The following is a 20,542-nucleotide window of genomic DNA, read 5'->3' as shown; positions in this document are numbered from 1 at the left end:
TCCTCGCGAACGAAGGTCACATGTGCAGGTCCGGGCGGGACGGCAGGGCTCGCCCCACCACTACTCAACGGCCGTTCAGTAGTGGATGACTGGGCACCCTACCCGTGGCACCCGGGTGCCGTAACCCCGTGTTTCACCAGTTGGGATCGGGCGGGGAAGAGTGGGGGCATGGACACCACAGACAGTTCCGCACAGGACACCCGGCCGTCGTACAGGCTGATTCCGGGGAGCGCGGCATCGCCCGTCCTCCTCCATGTACCGCACGGCTCGCGCGTCGTGCCGCCGCGCGTCCGGAAGAGCATCGTGCTCGACGACGCCTCCCTGGAAAGGGAGTTGGACCTGATCACGGACGCCCATACGCAGGACATCGCCGAGCTCGCCGCGCGTGACGCGGCGATGACGCCCTGGCGCTTCGTCAACCAACTCTCCCGTCTCGTCGTGGACCCCGAACGCTTTCCCGACGAGCGCGAGGAGATGAGCGCGGTCGGCATGGGTGCGGTGTACACCCGCACCACCCACGGTGAGGTTCTCAGGCCCGAACCTCCCGCCGATGGTCCCGGGCTCCTCGACACCTACTTCCACCCCTACGCCGCCGCGATGGCGGACGCCGTCGAGGACCGGCTCGCCGCCGCCGGGCGCGTGGTGATCGTCGATGTGCACTCGTACCCGAGCCGGGCCCTGCCCTACGAGCTGCACGGCGCAGATCCGCGCCCGTCCGTGTGCCTCGGCACCGACCCTTTCCACACCCCCGACGCGTTGCTGGCGCAGGCACGCGCGGCCTTCGAGGGACTCGGGGACATTGCCCTCGACACACCGTTCGCCGGGGCGTACGTGCCGTTGCGGCACTACGGCAAGGACCCGCGGGTCAGCGCAGTCATGATCGAACTTCGGCGGGACGTCTACCTGGACGAACCGGTGACGCCCGGGCCGGGACTGTCGAAGGCGGCCGCCGCGCTGGCGCAACTGGTGGACATGATCGGCGGCACGCGCGACTGAAGTCGTACGCCTCCAGCGGATCGCCGCGACCGGGCGGATTCTTTGCCGGAACGGCAAGAAGGTTCGGTGGCGCGCCATGGCCCGTTGCATGATCGGCGTCAGGGCCGCCACCGCTGGTCGCATTTCCGGCGTGGCCGCACGGTGTCCACAGGAGGTCGTATGTCGCAGCAGGCCGGGCAGGCCACCCACCGACTCGTCGACGGGCCCGCGAGCCGGATCCACCTCGTGGAGCAGGGCGCCGGGCCCCTGGTCCTGCTCGTGCACGGGTTTCCCGAGAGCTCGTACTCATGGCGGCGCCAGCTGCCGGTGCTCGCGGCGGCCGGATACCGGGCCGTCGCACTGGACGTACGCGGCTACGGCCGCTCCTCGAAGCCCGCCGACCCGGCCGCGTACGGAATGCTCGACCTGGTGGACGACAACGTCGCCGTCGTGCACGCCCTCGGCGAGCGGTCCGCGGTGCTCGTCGGGCACGACTGGGGCGCGAACATCGCCGCCTGCTCGGCCCTGCTCAGGCCGGAGCTCTTCCGCGCGGTCGCGCTGCTGAGCGTCCCCTACACCCCGCCCGGCGGACCGCGGCCCAGCGACGTCTTCGCGGGCATGGGCGGCAGCGAGGAGTTCTACGTCTCGTACTTCCAGGAGCCCGGGAGGGCCGAGGCGGAGATCGAGCCGGACGTGCGCGGCTGGCTCGCGGGCATCTTCGCCGCGCTGTCGGCCGACACGATGGCCCCGCCCGGCGCACCCGACCCGCACTTCGTCGCCCGGGGCGCGACGATGCGTGAACGCTTCCCCGTCGACCGGCTCCCCGCCTGGCTCGACGAGGCCGAACTCGACGTGTACGCAGGGGAGTTCGAGCGTACGGGGCTGACGGGAGCGCTCAACCGCTACCGGAACATGGACCGGGACTGGGAGGACCTCGCGGCCCAGGCAGGCGCCCCCCTCACCCAGCCGTCCCTGTTCATCGGCGGCGCCCTGGATGCCTCCACCACGTGGCTGTCCGATGCCATCGACGCCTACCCCGCCACCTTGCCGGGCCTGCGCGCGTCGCACCTCCTCGACGGCTGCGGCCACTGGATCCAGCAGGAGCGGGGCGACGACGTCAACCGCATCCTCATCGAGTGGCTGGCCGGGCTCCCCGATTCCTAATGGAGATGTCAAGCGGCCTGCGTGACGGACGGTATGGGTTCGTAGCACCGTCCGTCACGCAGGAGGGCCCACAGGACGTTGACCCTGCGGCGGGCGAGAGCCATGACGGCTTGGCTGTGTCGTTTACCTTCAGCGCGCTTGCGGTCGTAGAACCGGCGGGATTCGTCGCAGCAACGGATGCTGATCAACGCGGAGGTGTAGAAGACGCGTTGGAGGCGTCGGCTGTAGCGGGTGGGGCGATGGAGGTTGCCGCTCACCTTCCCGGAGTCGCGAGGCACTGGGGAGACGCCGGCGAAGGAAGCCAGCCGGTCCGCACTGGCGAAGGCGCCCATGTCTCCGCCGGTAGCGGCCAGGAACTCGGCGCCCAGGAGGACACCGATGCCGGGCAAGCTCGTGATCAGCTCCGCGTTGCGGTGGCGGCGAAACCGGCCCTCGATGAGTTTGTCGGTCTCCGTGATCTTCTCGTTGAGGGCCATCACCTCCCGGGCCAGGGAATGAACCACGTGGGCAGTCATGTCCTCACCGGGGACAGCGGTGTGCTGCCCTTCGGCGGCCTGGACGGCCTTGGCGGCGAGTTCATCGGCGCTGCGGACCTTGCGGTTGCGCAACCAGGTGGACAGACGCCGCCGGCCTGTGCGGCGGATGGCTGCCGGGGTCTGGTAGCCGGTCAGCAGCACCAGGGGGCCGATGTTGCCGAGGTCGAGTTCGCGCTCCAGGCCGGGGAAGATCTCGGTGAGGTGGCCGCGGAGCCGGTTGATGGTCCGGGTGCGGTCGTCGCTGAGATCACGGCGGTGCCGGGTGAGGACCTTCAGCTCAGACACCAGCTCGTCCCCGGGACGCAGGGGTGTCAGGTCTCGCCGGATGCGGGCCTGGTCGGCGATGATCGCCGCGTCCTTGGCATCGGTCTTGCCGTCACCCCGGTAGCCCTCGCAGGCCCGGTTGACCGCCCGTCCGGGAATGCAGAGGAGCTGCTGACCGTGGTTGAGCAGGACCGCGATCACTAGAGCGGCCCCGCCGTCCGCCAGGTCGATGCCCCAGACCGCATCATCACCCAGGTCGAGAACGTCCGCCATGAGCTTGAACAGTTCGGACGCGTCGTTGGCGACGCGCCGGGACAGAAGCCGCCTGCCGGCGTCGTCGATCACCACGCAGTGGTGATGGGTCTTCCCGGCGTCGATACCGGCCCAGATCGCTGTCACTCGCTTCTCCGCAGGTCGTGTTCGAACAGGTACCACGGACGACCTCGCTGTCGAGTCCCTACTGAGCGATCAGTGCCGCAATTCCTAATGAGCAGCCGAGTCGTCGTGGGGCGCCGGGCGGCGAATCGGAGCAAGCCACAGCCACGGCAGACGCCTGAAAGCCACACCCGGCACCCCTGGGTGGGCCAACCCTACGAATGGCTCGCTCATCCCGATCAACAAGGTAGGGACGCCTGAGACGTCGCCCCGTGCGCGCTGCGGTGACGGGTTTCCCGGAAAAGAACAGGGACGGGCTGTCGATCCGGGCCCGCACCGTTCGACGCAGGGGTGAGAGCGGGAACGGACCCGCTGCCGTCATCACCAGGGAGACGTCATGCCCAAGCTCCGCGTACACAACGTCACCGTCTCGCTCGACGGGTTCGCCGCCGGTACAGACCAGCGTATGGACGCGCCCTTCGGCGACGGGATCGACGACAGCCTGCACGACTGGATGTTCGCCGCGATGAAGGACCACGCCGACGGCAAGCAGGGCGTCGACGTCGAGTTCGTCGCCCGCAGCGAGGACAACATCGGCGCCACGATCATGGGCCGCAACATGTTCGGCCCCTTTCGCGGACCGTGGGAGAACGAGGCGTGGAACGGCTGGTGGGGCGACAACCCGCCGTTCCATCACTCGGTGTTCGTGCACACGCACCACCCGCGTCCGTCGGTGTCGATGAAGGGCGGAACCGACTTCCACTTCACCGACGAGCCCATCGAGACGGTCCTCGCCAGGGCCTACGAGGCGGCGGACGGCAAGGACGTGCGCATCGGCGGGGGCCCGGCCACGATCCAGCAGTACCTGCGCGCCGGTCTCGTCGACGAACTGCACCTGGCCATCGTGCCGATCCTCGTCGGCAAGGGAGAGCGCCTGCTCGACAACCTCGGCGACGGCGTCGCGGGCTACGAGGTCGCGGAACTCGTCAGCTCCCCGGCGGCCACCCATGCGCGCCTGGTCCGCCGCTCTCGGGCCGGCGCATGACCGGCAGGCGACCGCCCCGGTGGTCGGCGAGGGTCACTTGCGGGCCACGTAGTACACGTTGAGGATGTCGCCCTCGACCTGCTCCACGTCGATGTCACCGAACCCGGCGTCGGCGAGCATCTGCAGCGCCCGCTGCCGCCCCCACACCGCGCCGAGCCCCGCGCCGCCCTCGCCCAGCGACACGGTCATGCAGTAGAAGACCGAGAAGGTGTACAGGGTGGGGCCGAGGGGATGGTCGATGTTCTCCTCCAGATTGCTGGAGGCGGAGATGTCGCCCATGAGGAACACACCGTCGTCGCGCAGCGCGGCGGCCACCGCGTCCAGGGTGCGCGCCGGGCGGGCCAGGTCGTGGATCACGTCGAACGCCGTGATGAGGTCGTACGTACCGCTCAGATCGGCGGTGTCGACCACGTCGAACTGCACGTTGTCGAGGCCGAGCCGCTCCGCCTCGGCGCGGGCGGCCGCGATGCCCTTCTCGGAGATGTCGACCCCGCGGAACCGGCTGTCGGGGAACGCCTGAGCCAGTAGATTCACCGCACGGCCCTGGCCGGTTCCGATGTCCAGCGCGTCGATCCCGGCGCGCAGCCGCTCCGGCAGGCCCGGCGCCAACGGGATGATCTTGTCGACCAGGGCCACCTCGTAGACACGCCCCGTCTCCTCGGCCTGGACCTCCTGGAACCGCGGATACGAGGAGTAGGGGACGCCGCCGCCCTTGCGGAAGGAGTCGAGAACCTCGTCCTCGACGATGCCGAAGAGTGCGAGGTCCTGGAGGAGTGAGGCAATGTTCTCCGGTCCGCCTGCCCGGGTGAGAGAGGCGGCGTGCTCGGGCGGGAGCCAGTACGTGCCGTCGGCCGGCCGGTATTCGACGACACCGGCGACGGTCAGCCCGCCGAGCCACTCCCGTACGTACCGCTCGTCGAGATCCGCGGCCTTGGCGATCTGGACGCTGGTCGACGGCGGAAGAGGTGCCATCGTGTCGAAAAGCCCCGTCCGATGGCCGAGGCTGCACAGATAGCCCAGACATGCGTCATTGACCACCTGGACCATGCGCCCGGCGAACTCTTCTTTCCGCTCGGAATCGACTGCCTGCCCGGTGGTCATCGTGGACTCCTTCCGGCGGGACCCGGGCAGCACCCTCGCCGAGACCACGACGCCGACGCGGCACCACCCACAGCGTGCCCGTTCGGCACCTTTTATCCTGATTCTACGCTGGGCGTCCCGAGGCGCCCCCGGCTCCATGGCCGCCCGCCCGGCGGCTTCCGGCCAGGTGCGTGTCGCCCCACTGGGCGATGGCCGCACGCGGCCGTTCTTGCTGCAATGGGCGCAGGCCGTGATTCAGGGATGGTGCACGATGACCGACAGACTGGCCACCGAGGCCGGTGACGAGGACGGCCCGCCGAGCGGAGCCGTGCTCGGGGCCCCTTGCTGGGTGAGCCTCGCGGCGCACGACCTGGCCGCCACCAGTGCGTTCTACGAGGCCGTGCTCGGCTGGGAATTCCGCGCGGGCCGCCTCGGCGAGCGGTTCGCCGTCGCGATGACGGACGGCAGACCGGTGGCGGGCATCGGCGCGGTGGCGTCCACCCTCGGCGTGGCCACGGCCTGGCTGCCGTACTTCGCCGTCGGTGACCCGGACGAGACGGCGAGCCGGGTCCGCGAACGCGGCGGCACGGTGGGCGTGGGCCCGATCCCCTTCCCGCTGGGCCGCGCCGCGCTGGTGGCCGACAGCAGCGGCGCCGCCTTCGGGATCTGGTCCGGGCACACCGAACGGGACTGGAGCGGATGGCACCCCGAGGCACAGGTCAGGCTCCGGCTCGTGACCAGGAACGCCTTCGACGCCGCCATCTTCTACGGCGAGGTCCTCGGCTGGACCGGGCCCGGCGGCTGCGACGTCCGTTACGAGAACGAAGAGGTCGTCCTCGTCTGCGGCGGCTTGTCCATGGCCCGGATCAGCTCCGGCGCTGTCGAGGCGGCCCCCGATCCCGACGTCCGGCCGCACTGGGAGGTCCAGTTCGCCGTGGACGACGTCGCCGAGCGTGCCCGTGCGGCCGTCAAGCACGACGGTGCCGTGACGGGTGAGTGGGAGGACGAGGCGGGGCGCTGGGCCACGCTGCGGGACGCTCAGGGTGCGCAGTTCACGGTGTTCGAACCCCATGGGGGTGCCTCGCCGGGGTGAGCAGGCTCGGTCACCGGAGCAGCAGCTGGACGACGGCGACGGTCCCCACCGTCACGACCAGCGCGCGCAGGGTGCCCGGGCTGAGGCGCCGGCCTGCCTTCGCGCCGAGCTGACCGCCGAGTGCGGAGCCGGCCGCGATGAGCAGCACGGCCGTCCAGTCGAAGTCGGCGACGAAGAGGAAGAAGAAGGCGGTGGTGGCGTTGACGAGGGCGACCAGGACGTTCTTGACGGCGTTCAGGCGTTGCTGCGGCTCGTCCAGAAGCATGCCCATCAGCGCCACGTAGAGGATTCCCTGCGCGGCGGAGAAGTAGCCGCCGTAGACGCTGGCGAGCGTGAGGGAGGCGAACAGGAGCGGCCCCGCGTCGCCGCGCGGGCGCGCGCCGGACCGCTCGCGCCGGCGCCGCACCCGGCCGCTGATCAGCGGCCGGAACGCGACCAGGACGACAGCGAGACCGACGAGGGCCGGCACGATTCTCTCGAACGCAGTGGCCGGCAGGGTGAGCAGAAGCGTGGCGCCCGCGAACCCGCCGAGCACGGCACCACCACCCAGCTTCAGGATGCGCCGCCGCTGCCCGGCGAGTTCGGTGCGGCAGCCGATGGCGCCGCTGATGGATCCCGGGATCAGACCGAGCGCGTTCGAGACGGTCGCGGTGACGGGCGGCAGGCCGGTGGCGAGCAGAACCGGGAACGTGATCAGAGTCCCGGAGCCCACCGCGGTGTTGATGGCTCCCGCGCCCACCCCGGCCGCACAGACGGCGACCATCTCCCACACCGTCACTCGGCCCCGCCCCTCGCTCCTTCGTTTCGCATGCGGCAGACGCTAGGCCGCTGACGGTTCGGCGCCTGCCGAAGCGTCCGCGGCGGCCGAGGCCGGGGGCCGAACTCTCGCCGAACGTCTCGCGAAACCGAGATAGCCGGACCGCACCGGGCCCGGTGCCGGTCTTCGCGGACAAGCCCGACGAGCACCAGTTCCGGCAGATCCCTCAATCCGGCAGGGAGTTGAGGAAGTGGATCAGTGCGGAGTTGACGGCGTCGGGCTGTTCCATGTTCGGCAGATGTCCCGCGCGGTCGACGACAGTGAGGGTCGCGTGAGGGGTCAGCCGCTGAAGGGCCCGGGCGTCCTCGGGCGGGGTGTACACGTCGTCCGCGCCGACCACGATGAGTGTGGGAGCGGACGTGGCCGCCAACGTCTCGCGGTAGTCCGCCCGTTCGGCGCGCCCGCGCAGGGCCGCGGCGGCGCCCGCCGGGTCGGTGGTCCGCATCATCTCCCCTACGTGCGCGGCGACTTGGGGCATCGCGGTGACGTTGTACGGGGCCAGCATCTTGTCGATCACCTCACCCGCGTAACCGTCCATGCCCTCCGCGAGGAGCCGGTCCGCGAGGCGGTTGCGGAAGGCCTTGCCCTCGTCGGTCTCGGCCACCGGCGACGTGTCGGCGAGGACCAGGGCCCGCACGCGCCGCGGGTGGCCGCGCAGGAACTCCATGGTGATCTGGCCGCCCATGGACACACCGCCGACGACGGCGCGGTCGAGCTTCAGGTGGTCGAGCAGGGCGGCGATGTCGTCCGCGAACACGGGGAAGGGGGTGGTGCCCGCGACCGTGTCGCTGTCCCCGTAACCGCGCAGGTCAGGGGCGATGACGCGGTATCCGGCAGCGGTGAGCGCGGCGGTCTGGGGATGCCACATGGTGCGGTTGAAGGGGTGGCCGTGGATCAGGACGACGGGCGCGCCGTCCGCCGGGCCCAGATCGTCGAAGTGGATCGTGGCACCGTTCGAAGTGAGGCGGCTCATGTGGGCACTCTAGGCCCGCGATCATGACCTGCCGGCGGCGGGCGGGCGGCGCTCGTGCGCGCGAGGGTGTCCTTCCGCGCGGGGGCAGCGCTGGGTGACCCCGTGTCGCAGGACGTGACGGTGTGGGCGGCCGGCCCGCGCGTCAGTTGTGGCCGAACTTCCGCGGCGGCTTGTGCGAGTGGTGCTCCGAGATCCGGCGTGCCGGCTCCTCGGAGGGGTCGGTCGCCTTCGTGACCGGCTCGGGCGTCGACTTCTTCTCGGCGGCGGGGGTGCTGCGGCCATGTTCGTGGCCGCCCGAGCGGGCGCCGCGGTTGTGTCGGCTCTGCTTCTTGCTCATGATCGCTCCTCCTGCCGGAGTGCGCCGGAGTCGAGTGCCCGACGGCAGTGCCCGACGGCAGTCCGGCCACTCCCAGACTTGCACGCGGCCGCGCATGGTGCATGTCGGGCGCGCAGCGTGCACGGCAGGCCGGACACAGCCCGTGGCCTGCGGCTCTTGCCTTCCGATCACCCGGTCGTTAAGGTTTTCGGCGTCTCTGTTGTCTCCGATTGAGGTGGACGTTGCGCATCTGAGGATCGCGATCACCGCGCCGTACGGCCTTCGCCGCCGTACGCCCGTCACGCCGCAGCGGCCGTTCCGTGCCGCCCGTGACCTCGCGTGGATGCGACCTCGGTGCATGAGCCGTCCCCGATGATCTGTCGGACAGCCACACCCCCCTTGCCCGGTTTTCGGATCTCCGGATTCCCGGTTCGGTCGCCGCGTGGTGCTCGCATACGTAGCCCCCTCCCACCGCGCTTGCGAATGCGAGAAACACCATGGCGACACCCACCGCGCCCAGCGCCTCCCTGACCTGCTCCGGCCTGTCCTTCCAGTGGCAGGACGGCACCCCTGTCCTCGACGGGCTCTCCCTGGCCATCGGCCGGGGCCGCACCGGGCTCGTCGGCACGAACGGCACCGGCAAGTCCACCCTGCTGCGCCTGCTCGCCGGCCAACTCGCCCCCTCCCAGGGGTCGGTGGCCGTCGGCGGCAGCCTCGCGTACCTGCCGCAGAACATCACCCTCGACACCGCGATGCGCGTCGACCAGGCCCTCGGTATCGCCGAGCGGCGCGCCGCGCTGCGCGCCATCGAGAACGGCGATGTGAGCGAGGAGCACTTCGACACGGTCGGCGACGACTGGGACGTCGAGGAGCGGGCCCTCGCGACCCTCGGCTCACTCGGCCTCGCGGACGTCGGACTCGACCGCACCGTCGGCCAGCTGTCCGGCGGCGAGACCATCCTCCTGCGGCTTGCCGCCCTGCTCCTGGAGCGCCCTGACATCCTCCTGCTGGACGAGCCGACCAACAACCTGGACGTCTTCGCGCGGCGCAGGCTCTACGAGGCCGTCGACTCCTGGCGCTCCGGCGTCCTCGTCGTGGTCAGCCACGACCGCGAACTCCTCGAACGGGTCGACCGGATCGCCGAACTGCGCTCCGGCTCCGTGAGCTGGTACGGCGGCGGCTGGTCCGCGTACGAGGAGGCGCTAGCCACCCAGCAGGAGGCGGCCGGGCGGATGCTGCGGGCCGCCGAGGCCGACGTACGCCGGCAGAAGCGCGAACTGGAGGAGACGCAGATCAAGGTGGCCCGCCGCGCCAGGCACAACAAGAAACTGGACGCCCAGCGCAAGGCCCCGAGAATCGTCGCGGGGGAGAAGAAGAGGTCCGCGCAGGAGTCCGGCGACAAACTGCGCGGGCTGCACGAGGACCGGCTCGGCGAGGCGCACGAGCGGCGCGAGGAGGCCGCGGAGGCGATCCGCAACGACGCCGAGATCCGCGTGAGCCTGCCCCACACCGCCGTACCCACGGGCCGTACGGTCCTGAGCCTCGACGAACTGAGCCTCCCGCACGGCAAGTTGCGCGACGGCAGCCTCCACATCCACGGCCCCGAGCGCATCGCGCTGGTGGGGCGCAACGGAGCCGGGAAGACCACGCTCCTGCGCACCCTCACCGGTGAGCTGCAACCGCTGTCGGGCGAGGCGAAGACGTTCGTCCCGCTGCGGTTCCTGCCGCAGCGTCTCGACGTACTGGACGAGCAGTTGAGCGTCGCGGCGAACGTGGCCCGCATGGCCCCGGGCGTCACCGATAACCACATCCGCTCACAGCTCGCGCGGTTCCTGTTCAAGGGCGCCCGCGCGGAGCAGCCGGCCGGCACTCTCTCCGGCGGCGAACGCTTCCGCGCGGCACTCGCGGCGACGATGCTCGCCGCACCGGCCCCGCAGCTCCTGATGCTCGACGAGCCGACCAACAGCCTGGACATGGCGAGCGTGCGGCAGTTGACGAGCGCGCTGGAGGCGTACGAGGGCGCCCTCCTCATCGCCAGCCACGACCTGCCGTTCCTGGAATCGATCGGCATCACCCGCTGGCTGCTGCTCGGCGAGGACCTTCAGGAGACCACCGCGGAGGAGGTACGCGACCTGCTGGAGGCGCCGGAGACCGGGTGAAGTCGGCGGCGCGGCGTCCACTGCCTCGCCCGCGAACCGGGCCACCCGTGACCGTCCAGGCCCGGGCTCGGACGGCTGAGCCCTACGCGGTGCGCGGCGGGAGCCCGAGGCCGGACGGATCCAGGAACTGGATCCGTCCGGCCGTGCCAAGTCCCTCCGGGGTACCCGGGAAGAGCCAGAGGCCGCCCTTGCCGCGCCGATAGCCGGGGGCGTCCGCCATCACGTCGGAGCGGCCGTCGCCGTTGACGTCGAGCAGGGGGAACGTGGCGGCGAACCCGTCACCGCCCGACGGGTCGTGCTTGCCGGGCACACCGGGGGTGTCGAGGTCGAAGGCGGTCGCGTCCACGCCCGTCGGTGAACCGTCGGGAGCGCCCGGCAGCAGCGTGAAGTTTCCGCGTGGTCAGGGACGTGACGAAGTCGTCGTAGCCGTCACGGTCGAAGTCCCCGAGCCCGCGCTCGCCCGCACCCCGGCCCGTGGGCACCCTCGGAGCCGGGTCGCCGGTGCGATCCTCGCGGGCGTCGCCCTCCGAGCAGCCTGCGAGGAGCGTCACCGCGCATCCGCAGGCGATCAGGGCCTGCGACAGACGATGGCGATTACGGGGCGCACGGGACAGGATGTTCCTCCTGGGTCTCCTGTGAGTTACCGATGGGACCGCTCGGGAACAGCCATGGTTGCGGTCCGGAAGATCGCGGTTCAGCAACGTCGCACCGAGGCCGCCGCGATGCCATGCTGGACAGGAGAAATGGAGGACCGCCATGGGGTTCTATGCCGAGCAGGTGCTGCCCCGGATCATCGATGTCGCCTGTGGCGCGAAGATGACCGCACCGCTGAGACGGCGGGTCTGCGAGGGGCTGCGCGGCCAGGTCGTGGAGATCGGGTTCGGCACGGGACACAACGTCCCCTACTACCCGTCGACCGTCGAGGGCGTCGTCGCGATCGAACCCTCGGACGTCGGATGGCGGCTCGCCGCCGCGCGCATCGGCGCGGCGTCCGTCGCGGTGCGCCGCGCGGGCCCGGACGGCCAGTCGCTGCCTTTCGAGGACCACAGCTTCGACACCGCGCTGTCGACGTGGACGCTGTGCAGCATCCCCGACGCCGGTGCCGCCCTGCGCGAGGTGCGCCGTGTGCTGCGGCCCGGCGGGACACTGCACTTCCTGGAGCACGGGCTCGCACCGCAAGGGGACGAGAACGTACGCCGCTGGCAGCGACGCGTGGAACCGGTGAACAAGCGGCTTTGCGGCGGCTGTCACCTCACGCGCCCGATCGCCGACCTGTTGGCGGAGGCCGGGTTCACGATCACGGCACTGGACGTCTTCTACGAGCAGGGCGCGCCGAAGCCGATGGGCGCCGTCTCCCTGGGCGTCGCGCTCGCGCCGTAGACAGGTGGATGTCCCTAGTCGGCACGGCCCGTCGCCGCGACGGTCACACCCAGGCCGATCATCGTGAGCCCACCGACACCGCCGACCATGCCGAGCCGGCGCGGCGAGCGGGCGAACCAGCTCCGCGTCGTCGCCGCGACCAGGCCCCACACGCTGTCGGACACCACCGCGATGACGTTGAAGACCAGGCCGAGCAGCAGCATCTGAAGGGTGACGTGCCCCTGGCCGCGGTCCACGAACTGCGGCAGCACGGCGGCGAAGAACACGATCGTCTTGGGGTTGGCCACGCCCACGGCGAACCCCTCCCACAACGTACGCAGGCTGCCGTGCGCGACCCCGTCACCCGTGAACGCTGCGTGCAGCGAACGCCGCCCGCGCACCGCCTTGATGCCGAGGTACACCAGATACGCGGCGCCGACGAGCTTCAGCGCGGTGAAGACGAGGACCGAGCGCTCCACGACGGCACCGACACCGAGCGCCACGGCCACGACGAGCACGTAGGCGCCGAGCGTGTTGCCCACGACGGTGGTCAGCGCGGCACGACGGCCCTGACTCAGCGCCCGTCCGATCACGAACAGCACGCTGGGGCCCGGAATCACGATCAGCAGGAACGACATGGCCGCGAAGGCCAGCAGTCGGTCGGGAGAAACCATGAGGGCCATACAACACGTTGGCGTGTCATGACCGCATTTCCTTTCGCCTTCAGGGCACTGCTTTCGGGGGAGAGCCGCGCCCGTTCGGAGATCGAAGTGTGACCGCGGCCACTACAATCGGCGAATGGCGAAGTACTTCGACGTACACCCCGAGAACCCCCAGCGGCGCACGATCAGTGGTGTGGCCGACAGCATCCGGTCCGACGAACTCGTCGCGTATCCGACCGACTCCTGCTACGCGCTGGGGTGCCGGCTCGGCAGCCGGGACGGAATCAGCCGGATCCGCGCGATCCGCGACCTCGACGACCGTCACCACTTCACGCTCATGTGCCAGAACTTCGCCCAGCTCGGGCAGTTCGTGCAGATCGACAATGATGTGTTCCGTGCGATCAAGGCGGCGACGCCCGGCAGCTACACCTTCATCCTGCCCGCGACGAAGGAAGTGCCGCGCCAGTTGCTGCACCCGAAGAAGAAGACGGTCGGCGTCCGGATCCCCGACCACGCGGTCGTGCAGGCCCTGCTGGCCGAACTCGGCGAGCCGATCCTGTCCAGCACGCTGCTCCTGCCCGACGAGGAGGAGCCGCTGACGCAGGGCTGGGAGATCAAGGAGCGGCTCGACCACGAGGTCGACGTCGTGCTCGACTCGGGCGACTGCGGCACCGAGCCGACCACCGTCATCGACTTCTCCGGCGGCGAGATGGAGATCGTACGGCGCGGGGCGGGCGACCCTTCGCGGTTCGAGTAGCGCCCGCAGGCCCCGCTCAGCGCCGCCCGCGGAACGTGCGGCGCAGATCGTCGACCCAGGCGTCCGGGACCTCCCACGGGATGAAGTGCCCGCCTTGGTCATGGGCGTTGACGTTCACGTGGTGGTACCACTCGGCCCGGTCGCTCGCGAACCAGTTGTCGACGCGCTGCTGTGGCGTCGTGACGCCGGGCGGGTTCTCGTGGCCGACGAAGGTCAGCCCGGTGGGGGCCTCGACGACGGGCGTGCGGGTGTGGGCAGGCGTCCACGGGTAGCGGTTGGCGTTCGCGTAGTACCGCGTCGACGTGCCGATCGTGTTGCCGGCCCAGAAGATCGTGGCGTGGGTGAGGAGGTCGTCCTTCGTGAAGACCGTCTCGATGTCGCCGTGGTGGTCGCTCCAGCTGACCCAGCGCTCCAGGATCCAGGCAAGCAGCCCGACGGGCGAGTCGCTCAGGCCGTAGGCGAGCGTGCCGGGGTCGAGGACGTGCACGGCCAGGTGGGAGGCGAAGCGGCGGTCGAGGGCCAGGATCCCGGCCCGGATGTCGTCGGGCAGTCCGTCGGGGACGGGCCGGCCGCCACTGAAGTCCCAGGCGCGGTCGCCGTTGAAGAAGTCCAGTCTCAGGCCCGATCCGATGTGGATGCCGAGGAGTTCGTCCGCGTACTTGTGGCCGAGCTGACCGGTGACCAGGGCGCCGATGTCGCAGCCGCCGGCGGCGTACCGGGTGTGGCCGAGCGTGTCGGTCATGAGGGTGTGCCAGAGGTCGGCGACCTTCCAGAAGTTCATGTCGGGGTGGTCGCGCAGCGGCGCCGAGAAGCCGAAGCCGGGCAGGGACGGGACGATGACGTCGAACGCGTCGGCCGGGTCCCCGCCGAAGGCCGCGGGATCGGCGAGCGGGTCGACGACCTTGGACCAGTGCCAGAAGGTCCAGGGCCAGCCGTGGGTGAGGATCAGCGGCGTGGGGTTCGGGCCGGCCCCGGGCCTGCGCATGAAGTGCACAGGGACACCGGCCACGCGCACCTGGTAGTGCTCGTAGGCGTTGATCGCGGCTTCGGCCTTGCGCCAGTCGTAGCTGTGGAGCCAGTACTCGGCCAGCTCCTGGAGGTAGCCGCGGTCGACTCCGTAGAACCAGTCGCCGTTGCCGACGTCGTCCGGCCAGCGCGTCATGTCGAGGCGTCGGCGCAGGTCCTCCAGGACGGCGTCGGGCACGTGGACGGGCGTGGGATCCAGGGGGAAGCGCGGTGTTCCGTCAGCCACGGGAGAATCCTTACCTGTACGGGACGAGAGGTGCCGGGAGCGGCGGAAGAGGCCTGCGGCGCAGCCACGCCGTCAAGAGGTCGCCGACCGGCGCCGCCGCGTACCGGGCGACGTGCGCTGTGAACGCCTCCGTCGTGACCACGCCGTGCCGGTGCGCCGAGACCCAGTCGCGCACCATGCGGAAGAACGGCTCGTCGCCCAGCGCGCACCGGATCGCGTGCACGGTGAGCCCGCCGCGCTCGTAGACCTGGTCGTCGAACAGCGACTTGCGGCCGGGGTCGGCGAGCAGCAGATCCTGCGGGAGCACGGACAGCTCGCGGTGCGCGGCGGCGGCCAGTTCCTGCGTGGACCGGCCGCCCGAGCGCTCCGACCACAGCCACTCCGCGTACTTGGCGAAGCCCTCGTTCAGCCAGATGTCCCGCCAGTCGGCGATGGTGAGGCTGTTGCCGAACCACTGGTGGGCGAGCTCGTGGGCGACGAGCCGCTCCCAGCCCCGCGCACCGTCCACGTGGTTCGCGCCGAACAGGGAGAGACCCTGCGCCTCGACCGGGACGTCGAAGTCCTCGTCGGCCACGACGACGGCGTACTCACCGAAGGGATAGGGCCCGAAGAGGTCCTCGAAGAGCCGCATCATCTCGGGCTGCCGGGCGAAGTCCCGCGAGAAATCCGACAGCAGACGCACCGGCACGTACGCGCTCTGCGGCACCCCGCCGAGCCCCGGCTCGCCCAGCAGGACCGTCTGGTACATGCCGATCGAGAGGCCCACGAGATAGCTCGGCGTCGGTGCCTGCTGCTCGTACACCCAGGTCGTCGTCGACGATTTCGTCGTGCGCGTGAGCAGGCGCCCGCCGACGACCACCGTGTACGGCGAGGGGACCGTGAGGGAGATCTGGTACGCGGCCTTGTCGTCGGGCCGGTCGTTGCACGGGAACCAGGACGGCGCCCCGACGGGCTGGCTCGCGACCAGCGCGCCGTCCGACAGCTCCTCCCAGCCGAGCCCGCCCCAGGGGCTGTTGACCGGCTTCGGATTGCCCGACCACTGCACCTCCACCGTGAACGCGGCCCCGGCCCGCAGCGGCTTGACGGGCCGGATCCGGAGCTTGCCGCCACGGTGCGTGTAGCGCGGCTGCCGCCCGTCGACGAGCACCTTGCCGAGCCTGAAGGCCTCGAGGTTGAGGTGGAACTCGGTGAGCGGGACCCGGCCCGCTATGGCGCTGATACGAGCGTGACCTGCGAGGCGATTGGGGCCGGGGCGGTAGTCGAGGGACAGCTCGTAGCGGTGCACCCGGTAGCGGGGGTCGCCGTGGCCGGGGAAGTACGGCTCCGAAGCCGCTGTCTGGCCGCTCACTGAAGTGTCCACTCCCTGCGCCGTACCCAACGTGTCTGTGTCGTGCCCCCCACCTCGTGCCGTACGCATCGAAGCTCTGACCGACCTTAAGGTGTGTCCGCCCTTCTAGGACCGCCAGGCCTCGATCGGATTGCCCAGCCAGCGTGTGTCGTCGGGTACGGACTCCGCGGCCATGACCAGGGACGCGGGCCCCAGAGTGACGCGAGCGCCGACGGTACTGCCCGGCAGGACGATTCCGCCAGGGCCCACCGTCGAACCCGCGCCGAGTGCCACCTTGTCCATCCGCAGGATCCGGTCGTGGAAGAGGTGCGTCTGCAGCACGCAGCCACGGTTCACGCTGACCGCGCTGCCGAGGGTCACCAGGTCCGTCTCCGGCAGCCAGTAACTCTCGCACCACACGCCCCGGCCGACACGCGCGCCCAGGCCGCGCAGCCACAGCGCCATGAGCGGGGTCCCCGGCACCGCTCCGATCAGCCACGGCACGGCGACCACCTCGACGAACGTGTCCGCCAGCTCGTCGCGCCAGACGAAGCCGCTCCACAACGGGTGTTCACCGGCCCGGTGCCGGCCCACGAGAAGCCACTTCGCGGCGACCGCCGCCGACGCGCCCACGACGCCCGCGCCGAGGAGTACCGCTCCGGACAGTGCGGCAGCCGCCCACCAGCCCACTCCGGTCGCACCGGCGAGCGCGCACAGCACCCCGCCCGTGAGGACCGCGAGCGCCGCCGAGCAGAAGACGGGCACGAGCCGGAACAGTTCCACCGCGCCGCGCGCCCACAGCAGCCGCGCCGGCGGGTCGTACGTACGGGAGTGGTCGCCGCCCTCGGGAGCGCGCGGCAGCTTCATCGGCGGCAGCCCCAGATACGAGGTGCCCTTCTTGGCCTTCTTCGGCGTCGCCGACAGGACACCCACCAGACCGCCGTCCGGGACGCTGCGTCCCGGCCCGGTCATGCCGGAGTTGCCGAGGAACGCCCGCCGCCCGATCGCGGCCCGCCCGATCCGCACCCAGCCGCCGCCGAGTTCGTACGGCGCGGTCAGGGTGTCGTCCGCGAGGAACGCGCCGTCGCCGACCGTGGTGAGGCTCGGCAGGGCGAGGACCGTGGAGACCTCCGCACCCCGGCCGATCTTCATACCGAGCAGCCGCAGCCACAGAGGGGTGACGAGCCCCGCGTACAGCGGGAACAGCGTCTGCCGGGCCGCGTCCATCAGCTGAGTGACCGTCCAGGCCTGCCAGCCGGTGCGGCTGTGCGTCGGATGCAGCCCGGGCCGCAGCCCCAGGCTCAGCAGCCGCACGGCGCCCGACAGCAGCAGCGCGTACGCGCATCCGAAGGCCAGGGCGGCGGGCACCACCGCGAGCAGGGCGCCGCGCAGCGCCTCGCCGAGACCCGCGTCCGCGGGTACGAAGCGGAGGGCCACCGCGAGCGCCGGCACGGCCGCGAGCACCGGCAGCGCGGAGAGGGCGAGGCCCGACGCGCCGTACATCAGCCGCCACCCGTACGAGCGCTTCGGCCGCTGCTTGGGCCAGTCCCGCTTGGCCTTGCCCAGCTTCACGGCGGGGGAGCCGGCCCAGCGCTGGCCGGTCGGGATCTGGGCGGTCACCGCGGATCCGGGGGCCACCTCGGCCTTCTTGCCGACGCGCGCGCCGGGGAAGAGCAGGCTGCGGGTGCCGACGACGGCCCCGCCGCCGACCTTGACGGCACCGATCACCAGACGGTCGCCGTCCAGCCAGTGCCCGGACAGGTCCACATCGGCCTCGACGGCGCAGCCGCGGCCCAGCTTGAGCATGCCGGTCACCGGCGGCAGCGAGTGCAGGTCCACATCCGCGCCGATCCGGGCGCCAAGGGCGCGCGCGTACCGCAGCAGCCACGAACCGGTCAGCGAGGTCGCGCCGCTGTACTCGGCGAGCCGCTCCGCCGTCCACAGCCGCAGATGGACCCGGCCGCCGCGCGGATACGTGCCGGGCTCGACGCCCCGCAGCAGCAGGCGCGCGCCGCCCGCGGCGAGCGCGATCCGCCCCGCCGGGCTGAACAGCACCACCGCCCCCGCGGCCACCCACCACCAGGACACGGCCGGAGCCCAGGCATAGGACCCGAACCAGTGCAGGACATTGCCGAGCGCGGCCAGAGCCACCCACCAGCGCAGCCCCACCAGCGTGAACAGCGGGAGCAGGAGCAGGAGTTGAACGATCTGGGCGCGCACCGGCACCGGCCCGACATCGCGGTGCGCCTCCGTGCCCTGTGCGGACTCCTCCAGATGACGGGCGAGCTTGCGCAGCGTCGGGTGCTGGTAGATGTCGAGCACGGCGGCGCTGGGGTAGCGGGTGCGCAGCCGGGTGGTCAGCTGGGCGGCGGCCAGGCTGGAGCCGCCGATCGCGAAGAAGTCGTCCTTGGCGCCGGTCACGGACACCCCGAGCGTGTGCGCCCACTGTTCCGCGAGCCATGCCTCAGTGCCGTACAGCTGCTCGGCGGGCCCGGTGGCGGTCTCCAGGTCGGGCAGCGGCCAGGGCAGAGCCGCCCGGTCGACCTTCCCGGACGTACGGGTGGGCAGGCTCTCGACGGGGGCGAGGAGCGGCACCAGGGCGGCGGGCAGCGCGGCCCGCAGGCGCTCGACGGCTCCGGCTCGGTCCCAGCCGTCCTGCGTGACGACGTAGCCGACGAGCAGCTGGTTGCCGCTGCGCGCCGTGCGTACGGCGGCGGCCGCCCCGGCGACACCGGGCAGCGCCTGCAGAGCCGCATCGACCTCGCCGAGCTCGATGCGGCGCCCGCCGAGCTTGATCTGCTCGTCGCCGCGCCCGAGGAAGACGAGGCCTTCGGGATCCGCCCTGACGAGGTCGCCGCTGCGGTAGGCGCGCTCCCAGCCGAGGGAGGGCAGCGGCGCGTACTTCTCGGCGTCCTTGGCGGGGTCGAGATAGCGGGCCAGGCCCACGCCGCCGATGACGAGTTCGCCGGTGGCGCCGAGGGTGACGGGGGCGCCGGCCTCGTCGACGACGGCCAACTCCCAGCCGTCCAGCGGCAGTCCGATCCTGACGGGCTCCTCGCCGGTCATCAGGCACGCGCAGGCGACGACGGTGGCCTCGGTGGGCCCGTACGTGTTCCACACCTCGCGGCCCTCGGTGACCAGGCGCTGCGCCAGCTCGGGCGGGCACGCCTCACCGCCGAAGATCAGAAGGCGTACGTCGTCCAGGACCTGGGGCTCCCACAGCGCGGCGAGCGTGGGCACCGTGGACACGACGCTGATGTCCTGCTCGACGAGCCAGGGACCGAGGTCGGCGCCGCTGCGGACTCGGGAACGCGGCACGGGCACCAGGCAGGCGCCGTTGCGCCAGGCCAGCCACATCTCCTCGCACGAGGCGTCGAAGGCGACGGACAGGCCGGCCATCACGCGGTCGCCCGGGCCGATCGGCTCGTCGGCGAGGAACAGGGCGGCCTCGGCGTCCACGAAGGCGGCGGCGCTGCGGTGCGAGACGGCGACCCCCTTGGGCTTCCCGGTGGAGCCGGACGTGAAGATGATCCACGCGTCGTCCTCGGTGCCGGGCAGGCAGTCGGCCGATCCCGGGGGAGTCCTGATACCGCCCTGCTCCGTGACGTCGGTTCCCCAGGCGGTCAGGTCGCGGCCGGCGCCGATGACGGCCCGGACCCCGGCTTCGCCGAACACCAACTCGGCGCGCTCGTCCGGGTCTTCTGCGTCCACCGGGACATAGGCGGCGCCGACGGCGAGCACCCCGAGAATCGCGATGTAGAGATCGTTGGTCCCGGACGGGACGCGGACCCCGACCCGGTCGCCCCTGCGGACCCCGGCCAGCGCGAGCCGTACCCGCAGGCTCTCCACCTCGTCGGCGAGCGCGCGGTACGTGAGCTGCTTCGCGCCGTCGTCCAGGGCCACCTCGTCGCGGTGGTCGCGCACGGACGCGCCGAAGATGTTCACGAGGGTACGAGCAGGGGCGGCGGGGCCCCCGGTGAACAGGGCCATGCCGCTGTGTGCCGCGACGGTGCTGTCCTCGAAGCGCTCCGCGTCGGGGGAGGCGACCGTCAGGTCGAGAGGTTCGATCGGCGGCGTGCCGTGCCCGCCCGCGCCCCCTGCGTCGTCGAGTGTCACCGTGCCGGGCAGCGGTCCGTCGAGCGGGGGGACGTCGCTGCCGTTGTGTGAGGTCGTCATGGGTTCCTTGCGTGTCGCCGCCGGAGCTGGATCAACGGTGATCCCGCATGAAAGCCGTGCTGCCGGTCCGGCCGGGCGCCGAACAACCTGACGAAGTGTAGTAACCCGCTCGATTGTTTACATGCAGGGACTTGCCTGGATCTGTGTGACAGTGCTAACTCCTCCGCGGCTGCCGACGGCCGCCCGTGGCCGTCGGTGCGCCCGGGGTCGAG

General features: G+C 71.3%; 17 protein-coding genes. 7 read left to right on the top strand and 10 right to left on the bottom strand.

Annotated features, from left to right (window positions below):
* Window positions 1–168: 168 nt before the first annotated feature.
* Both ACZ67T_RS17780 and ACZ67T_RS17775 read left to right on the top strand, forming a co-directional pair.
* Window positions 169–996: an N-formylglutamate amidohydrolase gene (locus ACZ67T_RS17780; RefSeq protein WP_469984956.1), complete on the top strand. Its 828-nt coding sequence runs from the start codon at window positions 169–171 to the stop codon at window positions 994–996.
* 159 nt (window positions 997–1,155) lie between these two features.
* Window positions 1,156–2,139, top strand: a complete 984-nt coding sequence (locus ACZ67T_RS17775) for an alpha/beta fold hydrolase (RefSeq protein ID WP_469984954.1) — start codon at window positions 1,156–1,158, stop codon at window positions 2,137–2,139.
* An 8-nt stretch (window positions 2,140–2,147) separates the two neighbouring features.
* On the opposite strand, the gene ACZ67T_RS17770 is transcribed toward ACZ67T_RS17775, so the two are convergent.
* The gene (locus tag ACZ67T_RS17770) at window positions 2,148–3,338 is read right to left on the bottom strand and encodes an IS110 family RNA-guided transposase (protein WP_469984953.1); all 1,191 of its coding nucleotides are present in this window, start codon (window positions 3,336–3,338) and stop codon (window positions 2,148–2,150) included.
* Window positions 3,339–3,711: 373 nt separating this feature from the next.
* Here ACZ67T_RS17770 and ACZ67T_RS17765 point away from each other — a divergent pair, with 373 nt between their 5' ends.
* Complete coding sequence (locus ACZ67T_RS17765) at window positions 3,712–4,359, top strand: dihydrofolate reductase family protein (RefSeq protein WP_469984952.1); 648 nt, start codon at window positions 3,712–3,714, stop codon at window positions 4,357–4,359.
* 33 nt (window positions 4,360–4,392) lie between these two features.
* On the opposite strand, the gene ACZ67T_RS17760 is transcribed toward ACZ67T_RS17765, so the two are convergent.
* Window positions 4,393–5,460, bottom strand: coding sequence for a class I SAM-dependent methyltransferase (locus ACZ67T_RS17760; RefSeq protein ID WP_469984951.1), 1,068 nt, complete (start codon window positions 5,458–5,460; stop codon window positions 4,393–4,395).
* A 250-nt stretch (window positions 5,461–5,710) separates the two neighbouring features.
* On the opposite strand from ACZ67T_RS17760, the gene ACZ67T_RS17755 reads away from it, so the two are divergent.
* Window positions 5,711–6,532, top strand: a complete 822-nt coding sequence (locus tag ACZ67T_RS17755) for a VOC family protein (protein ID WP_469984949.1) — start codon at window positions 5,711–5,713, stop codon at window positions 6,530–6,532.
* 10 nt (window positions 6,533–6,542) lie between these two features.
* Here ACZ67T_RS17755 and ACZ67T_RS17750 read toward each other — a convergent pair whose 3' ends face one another.
* The 3 genes from ACZ67T_RS17750 to ACZ67T_RS17740 form a co-directional block, all read right to left on the bottom strand.
* Window positions 6,543–7,310, bottom strand: coding sequence for a sulfite exporter TauE/SafE family protein (locus tag ACZ67T_RS17750; protein ID WP_469984948.1), 768 nt, complete (start codon window positions 7,308–7,310; stop codon window positions 6,543–6,545).
* Window positions 7,311–7,515: 205 nt separating this feature from the next.
* Window positions 7,516–8,322, bottom strand: a complete 807-nt coding sequence (locus ACZ67T_RS17745; RefSeq protein ID WP_469984946.1) for an alpha/beta fold hydrolase — start codon at window positions 8,320–8,322, stop codon at window positions 7,516–7,518.
* Between the two features lie 142 nt (window positions 8,323–8,464).
* Window positions 8,465–8,659, bottom strand: a complete 195-nt coding sequence (locus ACZ67T_RS17740; protein WP_469984945.1) for a hypothetical protein — start codon at window positions 8,657–8,659, stop codon at window positions 8,465–8,467.
* A gap of 476 nt (window positions 8,660–9,135) precedes the next feature.
* Between ACZ67T_RS17740 and ACZ67T_RS17735 the strand changes: the two genes are divergently transcribed.
* Window positions 9,136–10,797: an ABC-F family ATP-binding cassette domain-containing protein gene (locus ACZ67T_RS17735; protein WP_469984943.1), complete on the top strand. Its 1,662-nt coding sequence runs from the start codon at window positions 9,136–9,138 to the stop codon at window positions 10,795–10,797.
* Window positions 10,798–10,879: 82 nt separating this feature from the next.
* Here the strand turns inward: ACZ67T_RS17735 and ACZ67T_RS17730 are convergent, their stop codons facing one another.
* Complete coding sequence (locus ACZ67T_RS17730) at window positions 10,880–11,143, bottom strand: hypothetical protein (protein ID WP_469984942.1); 264 nt, start codon at window positions 11,141–11,143, stop codon at window positions 10,880–10,882.
* A gap of 410 nt (window positions 11,144–11,553) precedes the next feature.
* On the opposite strand from ACZ67T_RS17730, the gene ACZ67T_RS17725 reads away from it, so the two are divergent.
* A complete protein-coding gene (locus ACZ67T_RS17725) occupies window positions 11,554–12,177 on the top strand; it encodes a class I SAM-dependent methyltransferase (RefSeq protein ID WP_469984941.1) in 624 nt (207 codons plus the stop codon).
* A 14-nt stretch (window positions 12,178–12,191) separates the two neighbouring features.
* Here ACZ67T_RS17725 and ACZ67T_RS17720 read toward each other — a convergent pair whose 3' ends face one another.
* On the bottom strand, window positions 12,192–12,830 hold the full coding sequence (locus ACZ67T_RS17720) for a LysE family translocator (protein WP_469984939.1): 639 nt from the start codon (window positions 12,828–12,830) through the stop codon (window positions 12,192–12,194).
* Between the two features lie 124 nt (window positions 12,831–12,954).
* On the opposite strand from ACZ67T_RS17720, the gene ACZ67T_RS17715 reads away from it, so the two are divergent.
* Window positions 12,955–13,575, top strand: a complete 621-nt coding sequence (locus tag ACZ67T_RS17715) for an L-threonylcarbamoyladenylate synthase (RefSeq protein ID WP_469984938.1) — start codon at window positions 12,955–12,957, stop codon at window positions 13,573–13,575.
* 16 nt (window positions 13,576–13,591) lie between these two features.
* Here ACZ67T_RS17715 and ACZ67T_RS17710 read toward each other — a convergent pair whose 3' ends face one another.
* Genes ACZ67T_RS17710 through ACZ67T_RS17700 form a run of 3 tightly spaced genes read right to left on the bottom strand, consistent with a single transcriptional unit; the run spans window position 13,592 to window position 20,144 of the window.
* A complete protein-coding gene (locus ACZ67T_RS17710) occupies window positions 13,592–14,827 on the bottom strand; it encodes an epoxide hydrolase family protein (RefSeq protein WP_469984936.1) in 1,236 nt (411 codons plus the stop codon).
* Between the two features lie 10 nt (window positions 14,828–14,837).
* Window positions 14,838–16,244 (bottom strand): M1 family metallopeptidase, encoded by a 1,407-nt coding sequence (locus ACZ67T_RS17705; RefSeq protein WP_469984935.1) that lies wholly within the window; start codon window positions 16,242–16,244, stop codon window positions 14,838–14,840.
* 36 nt (window positions 16,245–16,280) lie between these two features.
* On the bottom strand, window positions 16,281–20,144 hold the full coding sequence (locus ACZ67T_RS17700; protein ID WP_469985020.1) for a Pls/PosA family non-ribosomal peptide synthetase: 3,864 nt from the start codon (window positions 20,142–20,144) through the stop codon (window positions 16,281–16,283).
* Window positions 20,145–20,542: the final 398 nt, after the last annotated feature.

It is taken from the genome of Streptomyces sp. NPDC107517, assembly GCF_055582645.1.
Note: the sequence above shows the minus strand (reverse complement) of the source record. Positions and strands in the feature narration are given on the sequence as shown.